This window comes from Mesorhizobium sp. M0563, assembly GCF_040321065.1.
In the GTDB taxonomy this organism is placed as follows: domain Bacteria; phylum Pseudomonadota; class Alphaproteobacteria; order Rhizobiales; family Rhizobiaceae; genus Mesorhizobium.
In genome coordinates this window covers 86,557-106,451 of sequence record NZ_JAMYQV010000020.1, presented here as the reverse complement: position 1 = coordinate 106,451, position 19,895 = coordinate 86,557, and the positions used below count along the sequence as shown (strand labels likewise).

The 19,895-nt window shown below is 53.3% G+C and carries 16 protein-coding genes; 15 read left to right on the top strand and 1 reads right to left on the bottom strand.

The window, feature by feature from the left end:
* The first annotated feature begins 41 nt into the window (after positions 1-41).
* The 7 genes from NKI50_RS23495 to NKI50_RS23465 all read left to right on the top strand — a co-directional run bounded on the left by NKI50_RS23495 (position 42) and on the right by NKI50_RS23465 (position 7,507).
* Complete coding sequence (locus NKI50_RS23495; RefSeq protein ID WP_352717737.1) at positions 42-1,391, top strand: hypothetical protein; 1,350 nt, start codon at positions 42-44, stop codon at positions 1,389-1,391.
* A 59-nt stretch (positions 1,392-1,450) separates the two neighbouring features.
* On the top strand, positions 1,451-2,674 hold the full coding sequence (locus NKI50_RS23490) for an MATE family efflux transporter (protein WP_352549048.1): 1,224 nt from the start codon (positions 1,451-1,453) through the stop codon (positions 2,672-2,674).
* Between the two features lie 626 nt (positions 2,675-3,300).
* The gene (locus NKI50_RS23485; protein ID WP_352717734.1) at positions 3,301-4,047 is read left to right on the top strand and encodes a class I SAM-dependent methyltransferase; all 747 of its coding nucleotides are present in this window, start codon (positions 3,301-3,303) and stop codon (positions 4,045-4,047) included.
* 29 nt (positions 4,048-4,076) lie between these two features.
* Positions 4,077-5,276, top strand: coding sequence for a glycosyltransferase (locus NKI50_RS23480; protein WP_352549052.1), 1,200 nt, complete (start codon positions 4,077-4,079; stop codon positions 5,274-5,276).
* 230 nt (positions 5,277-5,506) lie between these two features.
* Positions 5,507-5,824 (top strand): putative colanic acid biosynthesis acetyltransferase, encoded by a 318-nt coding sequence (locus NKI50_RS23475; protein WP_352717732.1) that lies wholly within the window; start codon positions 5,507-5,509, stop codon positions 5,822-5,824.
* A 2-nt stretch (positions 5,825-5,826) separates the two neighbouring features.
* Positions 5,827-6,795 carry a glycosyltransferase family 2 protein gene (locus tag NKI50_RS23470; protein ID WP_352717772.1) on the top strand — a complete coding sequence of 323 codons (969 nt, stop codon included), beginning with the start codon at positions 5,827-5,829 and terminating at the stop codon, positions 6,793-6,795.
* A gap of 40 nt (positions 6,796-6,835) precedes the next feature.
* The gene (locus NKI50_RS23465) at positions 6,836-7,507 is read left to right on the top strand and encodes a class I SAM-dependent methyltransferase (protein WP_352549055.1); all 672 of its coding nucleotides are present in this window, start codon (positions 6,836-6,838) and stop codon (positions 7,505-7,507) included.
* A 495-nt stretch (positions 7,508-8,002) separates the two neighbouring features.
* On the opposite strand, the gene NKI50_RS23460 is transcribed toward NKI50_RS23465, so the two are convergent.
* Positions 8,003-9,856: a hypothetical protein gene (locus tag NKI50_RS23460; protein WP_352717730.1), complete on the bottom strand. Its 1,854-nt coding sequence runs from the start codon at positions 9,854-9,856 to the stop codon at positions 8,003-8,005.
* A gap of 1,277 nt (positions 9,857-11,133) precedes the next feature.
* On the opposite strand from NKI50_RS23460, the gene NKI50_RS23455 reads away from it, so the two are divergent.
* From NKI50_RS23455 to cysD, 8 genes are all read left to right on the top strand, one after another.
* On the top strand, positions 11,134-11,616 hold the full coding sequence (locus tag NKI50_RS23455; protein ID WP_352549059.1) for a hypothetical protein: 483 nt from the start codon (positions 11,134-11,136) through the stop codon (positions 11,614-11,616).
* Between the two features lie 198 nt (positions 11,617-11,814).
* Positions 11,815-12,003 (top strand): hypothetical protein, encoded by a 189-nt coding sequence (locus tag NKI50_RS23450; RefSeq protein ID WP_352717728.1) that lies wholly within the window; start codon positions 11,815-11,817, stop codon positions 12,001-12,003.
* Between the two features lie 126 nt (positions 12,004-12,129).
* Entirely contained in the window at positions 12,130-12,939 is an 810-nt protein-coding gene (locus NKI50_RS23445; protein ID WP_352717726.1) for a tyrosine-protein phosphatase, read from the top strand.
* On the top strand, positions 12,939-13,727 hold the full coding sequence (locus NKI50_RS23440) for a polysaccharide biosynthesis/export family protein (RefSeq protein WP_352549063.1): 789 nt from the start codon (positions 12,939-12,941) through the stop codon (positions 13,725-13,727). The genes NKI50_RS23445 and NKI50_RS23440 overlap by 1 nt, the downstream gene beginning before the upstream one ends.
* Before the next feature lie 47 nt (positions 13,728-13,774).
* On the top strand, positions 13,775-16,159 hold the full coding sequence (locus NKI50_RS23435; protein WP_352717723.1) for a GumC family protein: 2,385 nt from the start codon (positions 13,775-13,777) through the stop codon (positions 16,157-16,159).
* Complete coding sequence (locus NKI50_RS23430) at positions 16,047-17,300, top strand: tetratricopeptide repeat protein (protein WP_352717721.1); 1,254 nt, start codon at positions 16,047-16,049, stop codon at positions 17,298-17,300. The genes NKI50_RS23435 and NKI50_RS23430 overlap by 113 nt, the downstream gene beginning before the upstream one ends.
* Entirely contained in the window at positions 17,297-18,613 is a 1,317-nt protein-coding gene (locus tag NKI50_RS23425; RefSeq protein ID WP_352717719.1) for an O-antigen ligase family protein, read from the top strand. The genes NKI50_RS23430 and NKI50_RS23425 overlap by 4 nt, the downstream gene beginning before the upstream one ends.
* 376 nt (positions 18,614-18,989) lie before the next feature.
* Positions 18,990-19,895, top strand: a complete 906-nt coding sequence (cysD, locus tag NKI50_RS23420) for a sulfate adenylyltransferase subunit CysD (RefSeq protein ID WP_352717717.1) — start codon at positions 18,990-18,992, stop codon at positions 19,893-19,895.

The window sequence follows — 19,895 nt, the reverse complement described above, 5'->3', positions numbered from 1 at the left end:
AACCACCGTCGACGATGTATCGCATGAGTATCTCTAGTTAGATGATAGCAACTTATCTTGCAATTTTTATGTTTACTCTGTGCAACGCGGTCCCATTTGTCGTTGAGCGCAGCAAGCAAATATTCCAGCCGATTAAATTGTACGCGTGTGTTCAGGTACTTATTATGGTTCCTGCTATGATAATAGTTTCAAATTATCCTGAATACATTCAGCCAAGCGTATTCTCTGTCGTGGCTTCAGATTTTCGAGCAAGCTTAACTTGGACCATATTTTGCTACGCCCTGATGAATTTGACAATCTACACGGCTTATTATTCAAGCGTGGGAGGCTTCAATTCACTGGAAAGCCTTAGGCGTTCGAGGGTGCATCTTACCGAGTTCGAGAGCATCGGTTCTGTCATATTTCTTCTAGCAGTCGGCACTTTAGCTTTCTATGCCAAGATCAAGGCTTCGGGCGGACTCGAGTTCCTTATGAGCAACGTCTCCCGGCGCGTAGAATTGCAATCAGGTCTGGGCCCCCTGAACTTCATAATCTCAAGTTCCTATTTGTTGGCTAACGTTGCTGCCACTCGGAGAGTTGCCACCAAGGGGGACGTGATCAGTGGTCTCCTCCTTTTTTCCGCCTTTATAACGGGAGCTGCAACGTCAAGCCTTTTTGGAGGAAGAAAGGACACTCTCCAGCTGCTGCTAACGATAATCATGGTTGCGTCTCTGTCGAATCCGAAATTTATGCGATTTAACATCAAGAATATCCTAGTACTGTCGGTCCTATATGCGTCAGTTATATTGTATTATTTTGCAGTTCTTATCTATAGAAACGCAAACTCGTTGGATGGTCTGACAGAAAATTTCCAAAATTTGGTATCGATGACGCTAGATTCGTATAGTTCATTAATAATTTCGCTAAGCTACATAGATACTTACCTATTTGCGACAAATTTTTTTAAATGGGACAATTTTTATCTTGGAAGAACTTTTATCGACCTTACGACTGCGTTTTTGCCGAGTTCGCTATATGAATTTAAGCCACCTGTTGACGACGGACTATACATACGAGCAGCCACTTTGGGGTATCTGCTGGAGCCGGGTACACCAGCCGCTGACATCGTTCACAATTCGTGGCCGGGGGAGACACTTGGTACCGGATACATGAACGCCGGACTGGCAGGCGTACTGATCTCAGGCTGGTTCGTCGGGTATCTGCTAGCCAAGGGCTATGCCTATTCCATGAAGAACCCGGACTCGATAGTCGGAATTGTGATTGTATGCAATTTGTTCCTCAACTTTGAGATGTCAAATCTTCGCATTGTGAACCTGATCTCTTCAGTCATTGGAGCAATTCTCGTATTGCTCCTGTACAAAGCCGCCAGGCGAGTGTTGCCCTTTATTTAGCCGTGGCGATCGCCACCGTGGCGCGCAGCGCTCGCTGTGGTCGCCGAACGGAACGAGTCTTGAAGAAAACAATCGTCAATCTAATGGGGCAGGCAGTTTGGGCAGCATCCCAAGCCATTTGCATTCTCGTGCTCTCTCACCACAACATGGCCTCGACGATTGGGGTATACACGCTGGGGCTTTCGATATTTGCGCCGTTGTGCCTGCTTTTCGGCCTTAATCTACGAGTCGTTATGTCGTTCGAAAGCGTCGACGGTTCGGTTGTGAACGACGCACTGATATTGCGAGTCGCTGGTGTGCTTTTTTCGTATACGGTGACGGCATTGGTTATTTTCTCTTTGAAAGATCCGGGATCATCTGAAAAATGGATTGCGCTCGCTTTGATAGCAGGACGGGTTGGGGACCAAGTAAGCGACCTTATAATAGGGATATACCAACGCGATAATAACCAGGAGCGCATCGCAATCTCCTTTGCCGGCAGGGGCATCGCAGGTATGGTGCCCTTTCTCGGGGTCACTTATCTCAGAGGAAGTTTCATCGAAGCCGCAGTTCTCTCGTCGGCATGTGTGATTGCAACTTCTGTTCTGTTGGACGTCTACATGTCGATGCAACATGGCCCCGCAAGGCATGTGATTGGGCGAACAAGTTTTAAGAGAATACGCCGTCTAGTTATGGACAACCTTTGGGTAGGGATGTTTCCGGCGTTGGACAGCGTGCATACGAACTGTTTCCGGTTCGGCATTTTTCTCACAAGTTCCGCACAGATAATGGGCTTTGTCGGCGCAGCCCAGACGTTGTTCGTCCCATTCCAAATGCTTGCGACTGCGGTCGGCTTCATATTTCTACCAGAGGCGATAAGGGTTCACCGAAGCGGGAGTAAAGCTGCGTACACTATAAACATATTCAAAGGTATATCCGTTGGGCTGGCCATAGGCTTGGCGTTTTTCATGGCCTCTGTATTGATAAGCGATCGAGCGCTCACCCTAGTGTTTGGGAACGCCAGCGTCGAGATGCGAACAGGACTATATTTGACAGCTGTCGCAATGATCCTCGTTCACTCATCGGGTTTTATTGGGTTGTCGGTCGTCGCTCGCGGCGCAACAAGAGCTTATACCACTGCTCCGATAGTAGGCATTCTGGTATTCGTCGTGCTTCTTGCACCAGAATACCTCTTTGGCGTTGGATTACCTAACATCGGTATGGCTGTGGCGATCAGTTTCGCGGGAAGTGTTTTCGCCAGGCTGTTATTCTCCCTCGCATATCTTTTTTTAAAAATGAAATGAAGAGAAAAGTCTGTGCGTGAGATCCCGTTTATATTGCTTGCTCCTCGGCTGACGGCGTACCTTTGGAGAAGAATACTTGATTTTGTTTGGACGATGACCTACAGAAGCGTGCTAAGGCAGTGTGGCAGAGGAACGACGATAGCACGCTTCGCGCGCATTGATCGGCCGGGGTCTGTCACACTCGGCACGCGGTGCACAATCTCACGTGGCGTGGGCGCCTCCAGCGAGTCGCCTGGCAGCCAGCTTGTCGTTGGCGACGATGTAGTAATAAACGCTGCGGTGAAAATCGACTACACGGGGGGAATGTCAATCGAAGACGACGTTTTCATTTCTGAAGGTGTGGTTTTGTATACTCATAATCACGGGCTTGACCCGAGATCAGATCCTATTGCGATGAACAAGAGCATTGGAAGGGGGGCTTGGGTAGGGGCTCGGGTGATCGTTCTAGCGGGTTGCCAGAAGGTAGGTGCCCATTCAGTCATTGGCGCTGGAGCCGTTGTTACTAGGGATGTTCCCGAGCGCGCGATTATGGCTGGCGTGCCTGCGCGGATTGTTGGGACGGTCCCGAAGTCCAGGTAGCCCGTGAGAAGACAAAAGTTCGAATTTCAACCAATTAAGGAGCGTAAATGCCAGGCAATGACACGTCCACCAGTAGTCTTCCGTTAGTAGAACGACTGTATAGGCGGCTATATCGAGATCAATCGTTGAATGGAACTACTGCGTTCTACAACTGGATCCGTGCGGAGCTAAATCCGAATTGCAAGGTATTGAACATAGGGGCAGGTCCGTCGACACGGGACAATCGAAGGGTATTGAGGGGTGAGGTCAAGGAGATCGTGGGGGTTGATGTTGATCCAGCCGTCTTGCTTAACGATGAGCTGGACAGGGCAGGGACAATAGTAAATGGCCAAATTCCAGAGGGAGACGACTACTTTGACCTGGTTTTTGCGGACTTCGTTTTAGAGCACGTGGAGAACCCCGCGATGTTTCTGAAAGAGGTGCACCGAGTGCTGAAGCCTGGATCCTCGTTTTTCTTTCGAACTCCGAACTTATTTCACTATGTAACGTTGATCTCCGCGGTGACCCCTCACTGGGTCCACTTGCGTGTTGCCAACGCGGCGCGTGGAATGAATATGGATGCGCATGAACCCTGGCCTACTTTTTACAGAATGAACCGACGCAAATCTCTTGAAAAGGCAACATTGGCTGCGGGTTTCTCCGGGATTGAACTCCAAATGATCGAGCCAGAGCCGTCTTACATGAGGCGGTCTCTTCCGCTTTTTTTGTTTGGCTCCGCATATGAGCGTATCGTCAATAGTACTACTGCGCTCGAATCGCTACGCGTGAACATACTGGGCAAGGTAAAAAAATAAACTCCGGTATGTAGAGCAGGAATGGTGAATTGAACCTACGCGCAGCTAATGAAGCATTGAGCTTCAGCATTCTTCAAATTGTGGCTTCTGTTGAATCTGAAGCCGCAGGCCCAAGTTATTCGGTCACACGGCTTGCATCGACTTTAGCCGCTAGAGGGCTGCAATCGGGACTGTTTAGCGTTGGAAACCCATCCATGGCTTTGCGAGATGGCGTTGAGTGTCGTGTGTTCAAACGCGATTTTGGTTCTGTTCCTGTCTTTTCCAACCTGTATGCGTCCAGGGACCTGCGGGCTGCTATTGATAGGTTCGCAGTTGGCGGCGGGATATTGCACACGCACGGTCTATGGCTGATGCCGAACGTATATCCGAGTTGGAGTGCCGGTCTGCACAGCCGGCCGTTACTTCTTTCTCCCAGGGGCATGCTTGGCTCTCCGGCTCTCGAATTTTCGCGTCGCAAGAAAATGATGTTCTGGCGTATCGCACAGCGCTCTGCGGTCGAAGTCGTGAGTTGCTTTCACGCAACTAGCGTCCAAGAGTACGACGATATTCGGAGGCTCGGATTCAAGGCGCCAGTTGCAGTAGTGCCCAACGGAATCGACGTGCCGGCTCTGAACCAGAGCATCATTGCCGATCGGCCAAGATCTCAGGAGCAAATGGACACGGTCCTTTATCTTGGCAGAATTCACGCCAAGAAGGGAATTGACCGCCTTTTGGCTGCTTGGGCCCAAGTCGAGCGTCAGAACCCGCATTGGCGGCTTAGGGTAGTTGGGCCACTAGAAGGCAGCTATCCAGCCGAACTGAAGGCGATGTCAGCAAGGCTGGGTTTGGAACGAGCATCATTTGACGACGCTCTTTACGGCGAGAAAAAAGCCATGGCTTATCGGTCGGCGAGTCTCTTCGTGTTGCCGACGCTCGATGAAAACTTTGGGATGGTGGTCGCTGAAGCGCTGGCGCACGGGGTGCCGGTTATTTCAACCAAAGGGGCTCCTTGGGCAGGATTGGACATTGAGGGCTGCGGGTGGTGGATCGACCACGGCACAGAGCCCTTGGTAAGAGCACTTAATGATGCAATGTCGATGCCTAGGAAGGTTCGATTAGCGATGGGCGCGCGGGGGCGCACTTGGATGGAAAGGGATTACTCATGGGATGGTGTTGGCGCTGAGATGGAGAATGTTTACCGGTGGTGCGATGGGCGAGCTGACCGACCGAAGAGCGTGATAGTGGACTAAGTTCGATGTCAGATAAACGGTCGTTCAAATTAGCAGCGGTGCCGGCGCCGAGCGGAAGTGACAAGCTGAGACGTGCCCTTTGGCGATTAGTTGAGAAAACGGCTTACGGATGGTCTCCAACGCCGTTTCATCGATGGAGGTGCTTTTTACTGCGGAGCTTTGGCGCGAAAATTGAAGTTGGCGCTCATCCCTATCCGTCCGCGCGCGTTTGGGCACCGTGGAACCTGCGTATGGGAAGAACCAGTAGTCTGGGTCCAGAAGCGACTTGCTACTCGGTGGCAGAAATTGCCATCGGCGATTACGTCACCATCAGTCAGGGGGCATATTTGTGTTCTGCGACCCATGACTATCGCGATCCCAAATTTCCTCTCGTCGTCGGCAATATCTCAATAGAGGATGGAGCATGGGTCGCGGCCGGCGCATTCGTCGGGCCGGGAGTGAAAATTGGGAAAGGTGCAATTGTAGGCGCACGTGCTGTTGTTGTTAAGGATTTGGAGCCTGGAGTGGTGGTGGCTGGCAATCCGGCTCGACAGGTCGGGTCACGGTGATCATGAGAGCCCCAGCTGAAGCCGAACCCTCGACTGATCAGACGCGGGAAATAAATAAGTCGCCTGACATCCATGCGCTCATTCTCACGAAGGATGAAGAGATTCACATTGGGCGGTGCATCGAGAGTCTTCTTGGTCGAGTCTCAAGTATAACGGTCATTGATAGCGGATCCAGCGACAACACTCGCGAGATAGCGGTGTCGTTGGGCGCGGTGGTAGTTGAGAATCAATGGGTGAATTACGCGACACAAATGAATTTTGGCATCGAGTTGTTGTCCGACAAGGGGGGGTGGCTGCTTCGCATCGATGCTGACGAAGTCCTTGACGCAAAACAGCTTAATAGTCTGGCTGATACTGTCTTAAAAGCGGCCGCTGACTGTGATGGAATACTTATCAAGCGGCGCATCTATTTTCTAGGGCGTAGGATTCGGTTTGGCGGCATCGAGCCAAGTTGGCAGCTTCGCCTTTGGCGTAATGGACGCGGCAAATGTGAACAGCGCTGGATGGATGAACACATAATTGTTGAGCGTCGTGTCCAGAAATCCAGATTAAGTCTGTCAGATCGTAATTTGAAATCGATGACTTGGTGGATGTCGAAGCACAATTCCTATGCGTCGCGTGAGGCTGCAGATATTCTCAGCAAAAAGATTAAAGAATTTGAGCAAAAAGCAAAAAAAGACATGAAACTGAGTGGACAAGCAGCGTTTAAGCGTTTTATGAAGGAGAAAATATACCTGAAAATGCCAACAGCATTGAGGTCGTCTGTTTATTTCCTATATAGGTACGCGATCTTGCTTGGATTTTTAGATGGAAAACCAGGGTTATATTTTCACCTTTTGCAGGGTTTTCTTTACAGAACTCTGGTTGACGCTAAGGTGGACGAAATTGTCGACCTCGCCAAAAAGACAAATATGTCACTTGAAGATGCTATCAAGGATAGAACCGGAATCGATTTGCGTTCGGGTGTTTGAAGGCGAAGGTGCCTTATTATCAAGACGGAGTAGCACGACCATGCCTGATGAACGAAACATTGAATATGAATATGATACCGCAGAGAAAAATAGCTCTCACCGCATATTATTGCCGGCGGTTAAGCGCATCCTAGCTGAGGCGAACTCGAAGCGCATTTTTGATCTGGGCTGCGGCAATGGCAGCGTTGCGAGTGAACTGAGCGAAAAATATTCCGTTGTTGGCATCGATGCCTCTTCCTCCGCCGTCGCAATGGCTAATCGCGCGTACCCAAACCTCAAAATCGAGATTGGGTCGGCGTATGATGACCTGTCCGCTAAATATGGTACGTTCGACACCGTTCTCAGTCTCGAGGTCGTGGAACATCTTTACGATCCAAGAGCCTTTGCCCGAAACATATTTAATCTGCTCGAACCCGGCGGAACAGCGATCATCTCAACCCCTTATCATGGATACGTGAAAAATTTAGTGCTCGCGGTTACGGGAAAGATGGACAACCATTTCTGGGCTCTCTGGGACGGCGGCCATATTAAATTTTGGTCGATGAAGACACTGAGGATGCTACTTGAAGAAGTGGGATTGGATATTGTCCGTTTCGATCGAGTGGGAAGAGTTCCGCCATTGGCAAAGAGTATGATAGCGATCGCCCGCAAGCCCAATATCTCCTCGCATTCAGCTCTTGAATCGCATTCCGCTCCGAGGAGTTCACGTTGACGGCAAGAGCCTGGATCGTAATATTCATTGTTGCGCTTCTCTTCGCTTTGGTTTTTGGGATGATTTCTATTTCCGAAATTAATAAGCGGATCGCCCGTGTCCCAAAAGCAGATGTCCCGACCGCTCCGTTTACTGGAAGACTGTCCATAGTTTCAATAAGAGACATCAGAGTGGGCGGTTACAATGTGGTTTTGTGTGGCGTTTCGTCTGAGCCTCGCTTGGGGCCGGTGGGCTTAATAACCGAGACTGCTCGAAAAAGTTACGAGCAGAGCGTCGTGACCTGCCGTCCTGTCGGGAGCGGCACGCCGTGCGACGGTAAAGTCGGTCTCAAGTTTGGCAGAGCCTTGGTCGTTCAGTGCTTTACGTCTTCAGGCGCCGATCTTGCAAAGGAGTTTTCGGAGAAAGGGCTCCTGTGCCAGTTGCCTTCGCAGTCATGGGCTGGCTATGTGGCTTGCCCAAGCCAATGATGCAAGCCCTGCAGAGGTGCGTTCACATCTAGATTGGTCGTGGCTGACCATCAAAGATAGCTGTCCAATTGATCAAAGTTTCTCGCAAGCCGGTGACAGTAACCTCGATGGCATTGAGGTGTTGCGAAACCGACACTTGGGGAGGAGCCTCCAGTGCAAAAGGGTCATAGTCAGTTCCAATCATCTGTAGACTGACCAGAGTGCAGACAAAGCTGTCATTTAGGCACACTGCCCTGCGCACCCCGGAGAAGACAATCTTGCGGGCGCTGTCCACGCCTTCAATCACAATGTTGATCGTGGTTAGAGTATCGGTAGGTAGTTGTACAACCGTATGAAGCCCTCGTGCTTCATCCTCGATTGTCAGCGGCTTGCTCGAATTGGTCGTGGTCTGGGTACAAGTGCGGGGATTGCCATATGCAAGATTGGTTGAGAAATTCGGGATTGGCTGGAAATTGGTCCCATAGGTGCAATTCTTCATCACCACGACAGAGCTTGCGCTCGTGTTCGGTCGGCTGATCCAGTCTGTTAGTACAAACGTGTTCTCCGCGAAGTGAACGTTCTCTAAAAAGAGAATCCCGGGGGAACCGCCGTCCTGGTTGCGGACAATGAACGTTGGATTGGCGGCGCCGTTAGTGGTCAGATGTGCATTGCGGACCGTCAGAATTCCCCCTGTCTGTTCAAACATCGTAACATTTTGATTTGGCTGTGCTTCGGTGAGGCCGTCAAAAACAACGCTCCCCGATCCGGTCATTTTGAGAAGTCGCTTGGTGCCTTGTTCAATACGGACATTGCGGAAGCTGTTTACATAGAGATTGTTACCGATCGCAGCCAGTTCAAAGCACCAGTTGATAGTTCCACAGCCCGCGAGATTGCCGTTTCTCACATCGAGATTCCCGCCGCGTTCAAAAAGGGCGACCCGATCAATAAAATTGCAAGAGACGTGGTCCAGAACGTAGTTGAGACCCTGATCATTCATGACATGAATGAAGGTGTCGAGATTCTGAACGACGCACTTTAGAAAATGCATACCGGCGCACGTGGCATCGCCCCGATTATTGGCAAACTTAATTGCGGTGTCGAAGTGCTGAAACGAGCATTCGACATAGAGACTTTCGCCAGACCCGAACGCCTTGGTCGTCTGGAGCCAGTGATGACATATCGCGGCGCGACTAGCAGCCTCCAGTGACGGCTTGCCGACGAAAGAAAGTTGTTCGAACAGCAGCCCGAGTTGCCCATCCAATTCCATCAGTGTACCGCCGCCGGTGCCGTTCCATACTATGGTCGATTTGGAACTCGCCGCTCTGGGTGAAAAAGCATTCGATGTTTCCATTCCCTGCCCACGCAGTGCCCCGCCTCCATAGGGTGCCGACTTAGGATATGCGATCGTTTTGTCGACGAGAACGGTACCTGCTGGAACAAACCCGTTCGGGCCGATCGCGATGACTGAAGCTAACTCGCCGCCCACCATGTTCGGAGTGATGGTCTCCTCCGCTAATTCCCACCAGGCGCCATCGGCGCTTTGAAATTTGCCGTGATGTCTTGGTTCAGTATCCGCCTTTCTATAGAGCGCGCCGCCGCCATCGCCGGATCGCGCGTACCCTGCCAGCCGCAGAAACTGTTTGGCCAATGGGATACTGGTGGCTTCCGCCACGGCCTTGCTGGCAAAATCTGCAACACCGCTGGCCGAGATTGCAGCATCGGCTGCATCCATCACTTGTTGAAGCATTAGGTTGATATTCTCGGGGGTTGCGATCCGGGCAGGCTCCCGATCGCCAGACAGCGGGGCCGCGGCTGAAGCGTCCGACACTGCAGCGCTCCAACTTACACCCCACGGGGCTAACGCCACCCACCTTGCAAACAGACGGCGGGAGATGCTTTGCATGATCTCTTTCTCTCCAACAAGGTTCGGGTCGCGGATTATGCCGCATCAATGCGCGATAAAAAATGACTGACATCAAATCCAGTCGTCTTGCCGGCCAATGCGGCGCTCTCCGCGGTTTATAATGACGATGCCGGCGCCTCTGCGTCCCATAGGCACATTACCGGGCATAATTTTGCAAAGTCTTAGGGGACGTGTCGCCTGTCGTTTCAGGACAGTCTCGGCGGGGCGACCATGCTAACTTGATCTCTGATCCGTCCGGCGTCCCGGAGGGCCTCGGTTGCGACCAGGTCACCGGCACCGGCCTTGGCTGACCACTTTTGCCGATTTCGTCGCCAAGCACTATTTTGAAGTCGCTCAGTGGTTCGACAACCTATCTCCACAGCTGGTCATTTCCTGAATATTCCATGCAGGGCTTGGCGGCTCAGAGATCTCGGTTTCAGCCTGCAGATGTCTAGGATGCGCTCCCGACCGCGAAACATTCTATTCGGCTTCGGGCGGCAAGACCGCCGTTGTGCGCTTCGTCGTTGATCTTGATCAAGGCGCATCGAGGCCGCGCGCCAGGCATGAGGTCGGGGCTGAAAGTTGGGCGCTGCTGCTCCCATCGTCGCCATGTGCAAGCTCAACGACGTCAACCCGGTCGCCTACATCGTTGAAATCGCTCGAGGCGATCCTCAACCGGCATCAGCAAGGCCGCATTGAAGACCTCATGCCCTGGCGCTTCCGCAGACGTCAAGCCTAACGTATTGGGGAGCGCGTAAGCGCTTACGGCATTGACGCCAGATCCCGTCCGATCGTGCGCCCTACAGGAAGGCCTCGTCTGCCATCCGGATCGGGTCGCGCGGCGGCCAAAATTGTCACGTGTTGATTGCTGAATGGATCTGCGCCCCGTTGTGGCGGGAGCACGGAATCAAGGCCGGCATTCCGTGCGGACAGCCCCCTCAAGCGGGTTTAATCCATAGATCTTGCGCGCCAGGCTGGTTGCTGCACGAAAATCGGGAGGGCAATATCAGGACGTAGTCGACTGCGGACCTGTGTAAGCGCGGAAGCGCTGGTGGGGCAGCCACGTTGGCTCGCTGGCAACCAGCTCTATTTCGGCCGGCAGCAAAGATTATATATTTGGATGCTCTAATGGTGTGTTCAATCAACCACACTGAAACCAAAAATTATCTCGCAAATGCGAAATGGGTTGGAATTGGCGCAGAAAGCTGTTACGCGCTGATGAGTAGCTTGGCGGTTGGGCGGGCCTCAGGTAACGTGGGACAGAAGGATTGATGCGGATGAACCTAGTGTTGAAAAGTGCGTTGGCCGGAGTTGTTGTGTTGGCCGGCTTCGCCCCGGTGTCGTCTTTCGCGCAGGATGGATCGTGCACCTGTGCAACTGCCTATACGGGCGTAAATCCGATTGGGTCGATCGGGAATGTCAATGGCGATGTGATGATCTCGCAGGTGGCTGGCTATGGTCCGGCACAGGCGGGGGGCGCTCTTGATTTCGGCAGCCGCGTCGTGGTTGGCGGTAAGGGGTCTGCTTCGGTTAAAGTTGGGAGCTGCAATTTGAGCGTGCCGGCCAATTCGACCCTCGACATCTCCCGCGTCGACAACAAGATTTGCCTCAATGTCCTCGGTTCTGAGCACACCGCCCAAACGGGCGGCGGTAGCAGCACCAACTACACGCCGGCCATTGTGTTTGGCGGTGTAGCCCTCGGCGCTCTTGGCCTGGGTCTATCGCAGGATGATGACCACGGCCAACCCGTTAGCGACTAAGCTGACCGTAGATAGGCAACAGCAGCAGAGGCGCATGGCGCTTCGGCTGCGTGTCTGTTGTTCGATGGAGTGCCCTTGGCATTTATGCTGGTGTCGTGACCAGGTATCGCTCGGATCGCTTAAGTAAAGGCGACATGCGGACGGCTGGCGAACATGCCGGGATGAAGGGCGAAGTGCCGGTTTATCCAGGCAAAGTGGTTGAATTGCAATCTTTTGATGCTGCGTGCAAGTCTCGGATACGACGGTCAGGCGGCAAATGCGACGATCAAAGTCAATCCTGAGGAGGGCGGCATGTGTGTAGCGTTCGATACATCAGGCGCAGCTTTTGCCGCCGATCTGGCGCTGATCATCGGCCTGCATGATGACGACAACTCTGTCCGCCGGTAGCCGGGACCTGGCATCCATCGCATCGCATGAACTTGACGAATGCGTCACTCGCTGTCTTGCGAATGACGCATTTATCGTTTTGGGGGATGACGTCGCTGCGTTGCTTCGCTGCAGTCACAAACGCCCATGATCGATCTGCATTCCCATATCTTGCCCGGTCTCGACGACGGCTCGCCCAGCCTCGCCGAATCGCTGGAAATGGCTCGGCTGGCGGTGGCCGACGGAACGACCCACATGGCGTGCACGCCGCACGTGACGCCGGGCGTTTACGAGAACGGAACATCGAACATTGTCCGAGCGGTTCAAGAGTTGCACCAGGCGCTGCGTAGCGCTGCCATACCACTTGCTCTCTACGTCGGCGCCGATGTTCACATAGCGCCGGATCTTCCAGACCAATTGGCGGCGGGCAGCGTGCCGACCTTGAACAGGTCCCGCTATTTTCTGTTCGAACCGCCGCATCATGTCTTGCCTCCACGAATGGAGGATCTTGCTCTACGCCTCATAAACGCCGGTTTTATCCCGGTTCTTACTCATCCAGAGCGTTTGACCTGGATCAAAACGAATTACGACGTTATCGAGAGGTTGAATGCGGTCGGCTGCCTTATCCAGCTTACCGCAGACTCGATTGTTGGTGCTTTTGGACGCACGGCGCTTTATTATTCGGAAAAGCTGATTGACGAGGGCAGGGTGGATATCATCGCGTCGGACACTCATAGCGCCACGCGCCGGCGCCCTGGGCTTTCACAGGCGGTTGCTGCTGCTGCCAAGCGATGTGGGGAAGACGAGGCCCGCAACATGGTATTGAAACGTCCAGGCGAAATATTGGCGAACCGTCCCATCGAGCCGGTCGGAAAAGCACGTCCGAAAAACCCCACCGCCGGCAACGCCGGCCGCTTTGGAGGATTAGGCCGCCTATTCAAGGGCGGGACAGCGTGATGGGCATTTTTCATTTCGCAAAAAGCCACATAGGCACAACACTCGTCTTGCTGGCTTCGCTTGCAATGTCGGCATGCACGAGCACCTCGTCGACGACATCTGCTTCCTCGAGTTCGGTCGATGCGCTGCAATTGACGTCGTCATCGACGCCACTTTCGGGCGGCGGCGCGCTGAAGGTAGTGAAGGATCTGCCTGCACCGCAAAACACGCAGAACGGCAGCGAGCAGCCTTTGTCTCCGAACGATGTGCTCGAAGTGAATGTATTCCAGGTCGACAATTTGAGCAGAACGGTTCAAGTCGACTCCGGCGGCCAGATATCGCTTCCGCTTATCGGAACCATTACCGCGGCAGGAAAAACCGTCCGTCAGCTGGAGCAAGAGATCGAGACGGCTTACGGCGCCAACTACCTGCAGTCGCCTGATGTGACGATTTTCGTCAAGGAGTCGATTGGGCAGCGCATAACCGTCGATGGCGAAGTCAACAGAGCCGGTATCTTTCCAGTAACGAGTAATTCCTCGCTTCTTGACGCGATTGCTCTGGCAGGAAATTTCAGCCCGGTTGGGGATGCAAGCAAGGTCTTCGTCTATCGCAATATCGGCCAGAATACCTTGGTCGCAAATTACAACGTGGAGGAAATTCGCGCCGGCAAGGCCCGTAACCCGCGGATCTACGGTGGTGACAAGGTTGTCGTCTTTGCCTCAAAAACGAAGATTGCGGTGAACAATCTCAAGGACGCGCTCGGCATAGCCTCCAATGCCGCCCGAATTGCCGTGGTCCCGGGACTATAAGGTCGTAGCCGGTCAGAATGTAGTCGAATCTAGGAACACCTCGCACCATGCTCGATCGCAACAGGCAGCATCAAATTGCAGGTCCAGGACATGGCCAAGCCTTGTCCGCCGACCTTTATTATGACGGCGGGCAAAACTACAGCCCCTACGGTCGCGATTATTCGGAGCAGGAACAGGGTTTCAATCCGCTCAAGCTGTTCTTTTACGTCGTCCAGTATCGGTGGCTGTTCGTCATGATGGTGGCAGCCGGGCTTGTCGCGGGCCTCATTGTTACGATGATGCAGACGCCAAGATACCAGGCAACAACGCAATTGGAAGTGCTGGTCCCTTCCGCCAAGGTCTTCCAGGACATCGAGGTCGTTTCTGAAAATGCAGATGTACGGGCCTTTCTCACCGCACGTGAAAAGCTCAAAAGCCGCGCTTTGGCACAGCGCGTCGTGTTCCAATTGGGTCTGAGCGAAAAACCGGACTTCCTTTTCCCTACGCCAAACTTCTCGCTGTCCAATATCTTCTATCGTGCCTTCGGAATCTCCAAGTCACCTTCCATTGAACAGAAGACGCCGGAAGAACGTGAGGAAATTGCGATAAAGCGTATTCTAGACGACCTCACGGTCAATCTGGTCACCAACACGAGCTTGCTCTCGATCACCTTTGTTGATCAGAATCCGAAATATGCGAGTGATATAGCCAATCAGGTTGCGCAGAGCTTTATTGATCAACGCCTCGACCAAACTAGCGAGACCTCGGACCTGGCAAGGCAATTCATCCAGGAACAGGTTTTGCAGGTAAAGCAAAAGCTTCAGAAATCCGAAGAGGAGCTGGTCGCGTATGCGAAGGATGCCGGCATCACGATAACCGGCGATGACAAATCGCTTATAGGATCGAACATAGAGGCGCTGAATACGGCGCTTGCGACAGCGATCCAGGATCGTCTCGATGCCGGACGTGTCGTGGACCAGATTGACAAAGGTCGCGGATCGAGCCTGGCCCCCGTTCTGGAAAGCGAAGGCCTACAAAATCTCAGTGAGAAACTGGCGGATTTGACTAGTCAATACCAACAGAAGCTGGGCATTCTCAAGCCCGGCTTTCCCGAAATGCAGCAGCTTCAGTCGCAAATCAAGGAGTTGCAGCGTCTCTATAACAACGGCGTGCTGGCCATAACTGACTCGCTACGGCTGAAATATCAGGAGGCGCAGAACAAAGAAGCTGATCTCAGGAGCAAACTTGCTGAAATGGAAAAGCTGCAGGTCGTGTTCAACGATAAGAACATCAAATACACGATCTTGAAACGTGAGGTTGATTCTAACCGGTCACAATATGACAACCTTATTGCCAAACTAAACGAGGTCGGCGTTAGCTCTGAGCTGAAGACGCAGAGTGCCGCAATCGTCGATTTCGCGGCAGTGCCCGATCGCGCATATTCGCCGCGCTTGAGTGTCAATCTTGTGATTGCGCTGGCTCTTTTCATGACTTTGAGCGCGTCTGTCATTTATGTTATCGAACTGCTGAACAACACCTTCACCAATCCCGAGCAGGTTGAAAAAGAGCTTGGATTGGCGATGCTCGGCATCTTGCCACTCGTAGACGACCGGGAACTCACAGCCAGCATTGCCGATCAGAAGTCAGGGCTGTCGGAGGCCTATCGTTCGCTTCGAACGTCGCTGCAATTTTCAGGTGCGGAAGGCGCGCCACGATCGCTGGTTGTCACGAGTTCGGAACCTTCGGAAGGCAAGTCGACCACCTCGTTCAAGCTTGGGCAGGATTTTGCAGCGCTTGGCGCAAGAGTTCTCATTGTCGACGGCGATCTGCGGAAGCCGAACCTTCATCGCCTGTTTGGTCTCGACAACACGATTGGGCTCAGCAATCTTCTGACAAATACCGTTCGCAAGGAAGATCTGACGAATATCTTCAGGGCGACGAAATACCCTAATGTGACCGTTTTGACCTCTGGAACGATCCCACCAAATCCTGCGGATCTGCTCTCCTCTCCGAAGATGGCTCTGATCATAACCAATCTCGGCAAGCGCTTCGATCTTGTCATTATCGATGCGCCACCGATCGTTGGTCTTTCGGATGCTCCTATTCTCAGCCGGCTCGCCGAGGGCACATTGATGGTCATCTCGACCAATCAGGTGACGCGCAAGTCGGCCAAGACTGCGCTGAAGCGCTTGCGATCTGCCGGCGCAAATGTAGTGGGAGCCGCGATGTCAAAGTTTGTTGTGAACAAATTCGACTATAACTACGCCTATAAATACATGAACTATCAGTACTACAACTACGGCACGGACACGAGTACTTCGAGGATTGAGGGCAAAGTCGATGATGGAGCAGGCCAGCCCGCTTATGCAAAATCTGCGGCGTATAAGCGTTTGGTTCGTCGCATCCGTTCTGGTGTTGGTGGCTTCCTCGATCGGGCTAAGTCGATTTCTTGAGACCGAAACGCCAACCATCTCGCTTGCACTGGATCCATTAAACGCCGATGCTCTGATAGGCGTAATTGCCGGTGATCTGAACGATGCGAATAATCCTCCGGACCTCGATGCCTTGCTTGCCGAGGCTAGGGACGCGCTCCATTTCAACCTCGCCGACGCACGCCTCTATAGCTTGGTCGGTGAGATCAAATACCGGCAAGGCGAAAAAGACGAGGCCTACGAGCTGTTCGACCAGGCTCGTAAGTTATCCAAAACAGAAATCCATGCCCTCCAGAGGTCTATTGGCCACTCGACCGAGATAGGTGATTTGTCAAAGGCCGTTGGCGAGATAGACATATTGCTGCGCCGGTGGCCGGACCAATTTCCGGCGATCGTCGGTGGCCTGCCGGCGATTCTTGCGAATCCCGACGGATACAACGCCATGCTGGCAGCAATCACGGCGGAGACGCCCTGGAGGCCTAGCCTCTTCGTGGCCCTTGCCAATGATCCCAAGGGCCTGGATTACGCAAACCGGCTGCTGCTCGATTTGAATGAGTCAGGCGCGCCGCCGAAACCGGGCGAACTATCCATCGTGATCAATGGTTACATCCGCCAGAGGGAATATGAACAAGCGTATCGGCTGTTTCTTTTCACCCTGTCTGAACAGGAGCGTAAGTTAGGCGGATATATTTTCAACAGCACGTTCGAACCGATATCCAGAGACAGGCCGTTTGATTGGCAGGTTCGCGACCAGTCGGGCCTGGAGGTGACGTTTGCAACATCCCAGAACGCGGTAGAGGGCGAGGGCGGCGCGATGGTCCGGTTCTTGAACACGCCGGTGAAGAATTCGGCTCTTCAACAGTACATTGAGCTGCCTCCTGGATCCTATAAGGTTTCTCTAATTGCGTCTGCCAGAAACCTCAAGCTTCCGAAGGAACTGTTCTGGTCTCTTAGATGTCCGGCCGGTGAAATCGCGCGCCTCAATATTCCCGAGGGTACATTCAATCGGCAGACCATGAGCGGGGATTTTTCAATCGGTCCGGACACATGTCGAATGCAATTGTTGAGGCTGGAGACTTCGGCCATTGCTGAGAGCTGGCGATTTCGCTATGTCGGTACGCTGGTAATGCACAAATTGAGCATCGAGAGAAATCCGTCTTGAGCGATCGGCCATCCGAATGGGATAAATATCTCCTTGGGTCGGTTTTGTTCATATCCCTGCTCATTGGCGGCGGTACTGCAAGCGGCCTTTACACCGATACTCTAATCCAGGTCGTGGTGATTATCTCGGCGGCAGTGGTCTTTTCTCAGACCTCCGGCCAAAGGATCTCGCGTTCCGTTCTATGGCTGCTTATCTTCGCGGTGGCGTTGATTGTTCTTCAGATTGTGCCACTCCCGGCTGCCATATTCAATGGATTGCGGCCGGAACTGCTGCTCGGAGAGCCCTGGGCGGACGAGACTCAATTTCGCTTCATCAGCGTTGGGGTCGGCCGCACGATTGAATGTCTGCTTTATCTGTTGGCCGCAGCGGGGTTTTTTTTGGCCGTTTTGCGTTTGCGTGCGGAGCAGGTCAGTGCGCTTCTTCCCTTCTTTTTTATGGGTGTTATCTGCAACGGTTTAGCGGGAGCAATTCAATATTCGCTCTCTGACAACATCGCTATCGTGGGCCTATTGCCTTTTACGATCAATGCCGGCCTGTTCGCCAACGTGAATCATTTCTCTGCGTTGCTTTTTGTGTCTATCCCCTTCGTCGTCTACTATGGCCTGTTCCGCGGACACCTTTTGTCGGGATCGGTTGGATTGATCGCGCTTTTGCTGCTGCTTTTGGCTGCCGGTTCACGCGCCGGTGTCTTGATCGGGTTGGCGATAACCATATTGTCCGTCGTCTTTCTTTCGGCCCGTTCCAGGGCGAGTGGACTTACCATCCTGCTGATTTTCACAGGGCTTACGGCCTACACGATAGGCGCATGGACGAAGATCGATGCGGACGCGTTAGATCCGGCGTTCGGGCGAGGAGAATTCGCCCGAACGACGATCGAGGGGATCAAGGACAATTGGGCGACGGGCGTCGGATTTGGAAATTTTCAAAAAGCCTATCAAATATACGAAAGGGGGGGCATGATTTTCAGGCAATACGTCAATCATGCCCACAATGAATACCTTGAAATAGCATTCGAAGGTGGAATTCCGGCTATCCTGCTGATGGCAGGCTATTTCGCACTGCTTTTCGCTGCATTGGCCAGGGTCCGCCGTGACCCGCTTCAGAAAGCGGCATTCCTCTCGGTATCTTTTCTTCTCATTCATTCGCTAGTCGACTATCCGCTGCGAACCGAGGCGCTAGCAATGACCTTTGCCTATATGAACGCCATTATCTTCCACAAAGGATTTGCGGAACGCTTGAGCCGCAAGAGCGAGATGATCGAGGTCGACCACAACGGTGACAAGCTGTCTGTTCTCATAGGAACTTCGTCTTAGCGATCCGGTCGCCACGACTGGCATCGCCTGAATGAGGTGGGACCAGTTACCGCTTGCCGGCTCACAGGTTCCGCGGCGAACGCCCTAAAACCGCCAGCTCTGGTTCTCCCAAGCCCAGGCAATATTTTCCTGCCCCTCCCAAGCGCAACTGGTCGCTGGGCAGAAATTTCCCGATTTCGCCGGCTGCATGGAAAAATCATTCCCGAACCATTCGACCGCAGGCTTGTCTTGCATTGTTCTGGGCAGGAACGATCTGCTAGAACGCCCGCACGAGAATAGATTGTCCAGAAGTGCAACTTGAACCGGGCGGCTGAAGAGCGCGCCCGTTGATGAGACAGGCCCTTCTGTGGATGGCACGAAAGAACGCTCACAGTCCATGAACATCGCGCTTACGCACCTTCAGCGGCTTGAGGCTGAATCCATCCATATTTTTCGCGAGGTGGCCGCGGCTTTCGCCAAGCCGGTGATGCTCTATTCGGTCGGCAAGGATTCGTCCGTGCTCATGCATCTGGCGATGAAGGCGTTTTATCCGGCCAAGCCGCCCTTTCCCTTTCTCCATGTCGACACGACCTGGAAATTCCGCGAAATGATCGCCTTTCGCGACCAGATGCAGCAAAAGCTCGGCTTCGATCTCCTGGTCCATGTCAATGAAGACGGCGTGCGCGACAACATCAATCCGTTCGACCACGGCTCCAACACCCACACGCATGTGATGAAAACGGTTGCCCTGCGGCAGGCACTCGACAAATACAGTTTTGACGCAGCCTTCGGCGGCGCCCGACGTGACGAGGAGAAGTCGCGCGCCAAGGAGCGGATCTTCTCGTTCCGCAACGCCCAGCACGTCTGGGATCCGAAGAACCAGCGGCCGGAGATGTGGAAGATTTTCAACACCCGCATCGCTGCCGGCGAATCGATCAGGGTGTTTCCGCTGTCGAACTGGACCGAGCTCGACATCTGGCAATACATTCTCCAGGAAGACATCCCGATCGTGCCGCTGTATTTGGCCAAGGAGCGGCCGGTCGTCGAGCGTGACGGCATGCTCATCCTGAAGGATGACGAGCGCATGCAGCTGCGGCCCGGTGAGACGGTGGAGAACCGGCTGGTGCGGTTCCGCACGCTCGGCTGCTATCCGCTGACCGGCGCGATCGAATCGGAAGCCGACACTCTGGAGGCAATAGTCGGCGAGATGCTCACGGCGCGCACCTCCGAGCGGCAAGGTCGCCTGATCGATCGCGACGAAGCAGGCTCGATGGAAAAGAAGAAGCGCGAGGGGTACTTCTGA

What these genes read in the sequence shown, in the direction of transcription:
- NKI50_RS23435 (WP_352717723.1), top strand. Translation starts at nt 13,775, where the DNA reads ATGCTCGATCGCAACAGGCAGCATCAAATTGCAGGTCCAGGACATGGC.
- NKI50_RS23455 (WP_352549059.1), top strand. Translation starts at nt 11,134, where the DNA reads ATGAACCTAGTGTTGAAAAGTGCGTTGGCCGGAGTTGTTGTGTTGGCC.
- NKI50_RS23485 (WP_352717734.1), top strand. Translation starts at nt 3,301, where the DNA reads ATGCCAGGCAATGACACGTCCACCAGTAGTCTTCCGTTAGTAGAACGA.
- NKI50_RS23430 (WP_352717721.1), top strand. Translation starts at nt 16,047, where the DNA reads ATGATGGAGCAGGCCAGCCCGCTTATGCAAAATCTGCGGCGTATAAGC.
- NKI50_RS23465 (WP_352549055.1), top strand. Translation starts at nt 6,836, where the DNA reads ATGCCTGATGAACGAAACATTGAATATGAATATGATACCGCAGAGAAA.
- NKI50_RS23440 (WP_352549063.1), top strand. Translation starts at nt 12,939, where the DNA reads ATGGGCATTTTTCATTTCGCAAAAAGCCACATAGGCACAACACTCGTC.
- NKI50_RS23495 (WP_352717737.1), top strand. Translation starts at nt 42, where the DNA reads ATGATAGCAACTTATCTTGCAATTTTTATGTTTACTCTGTGCAACGCG.
- NKI50_RS23445 (WP_352717726.1), top strand. Translation starts at nt 12,130, where the DNA reads ATGATCGATCTGCATTCCCATATCTTGCCCGGTCTCGACGACGGCTCG.
- NKI50_RS23470 (WP_352717772.1), top strand. Translation starts at nt 5,827, where the DNA reads ATGAGAGCCCCAGCTGAAGCCGAACCCTCGACTGATCAGACGCGGGAA.
- NKI50_RS23460 (WP_352717730.1), bottom strand. Translation starts at nt 9,856, where the DNA reads ATGCAAAGCATCTCCCGCCGTCTGTTTGCAAGGTGGGTGGCGTTAGCC.
- NKI50_RS23475 (WP_352717732.1), top strand. Translation starts at nt 5,507, where the DNA reads ATGGGAAGAACCAGTAGTCTGGGTCCAGAAGCGACTTGCTACTCGGTG.
- cysD (WP_352717717.1), top strand. Translation starts at nt 18,990, where the DNA reads ATGAACATCGCGCTTACGCACCTTCAGCGGCTTGAGGCTGAATCCATC.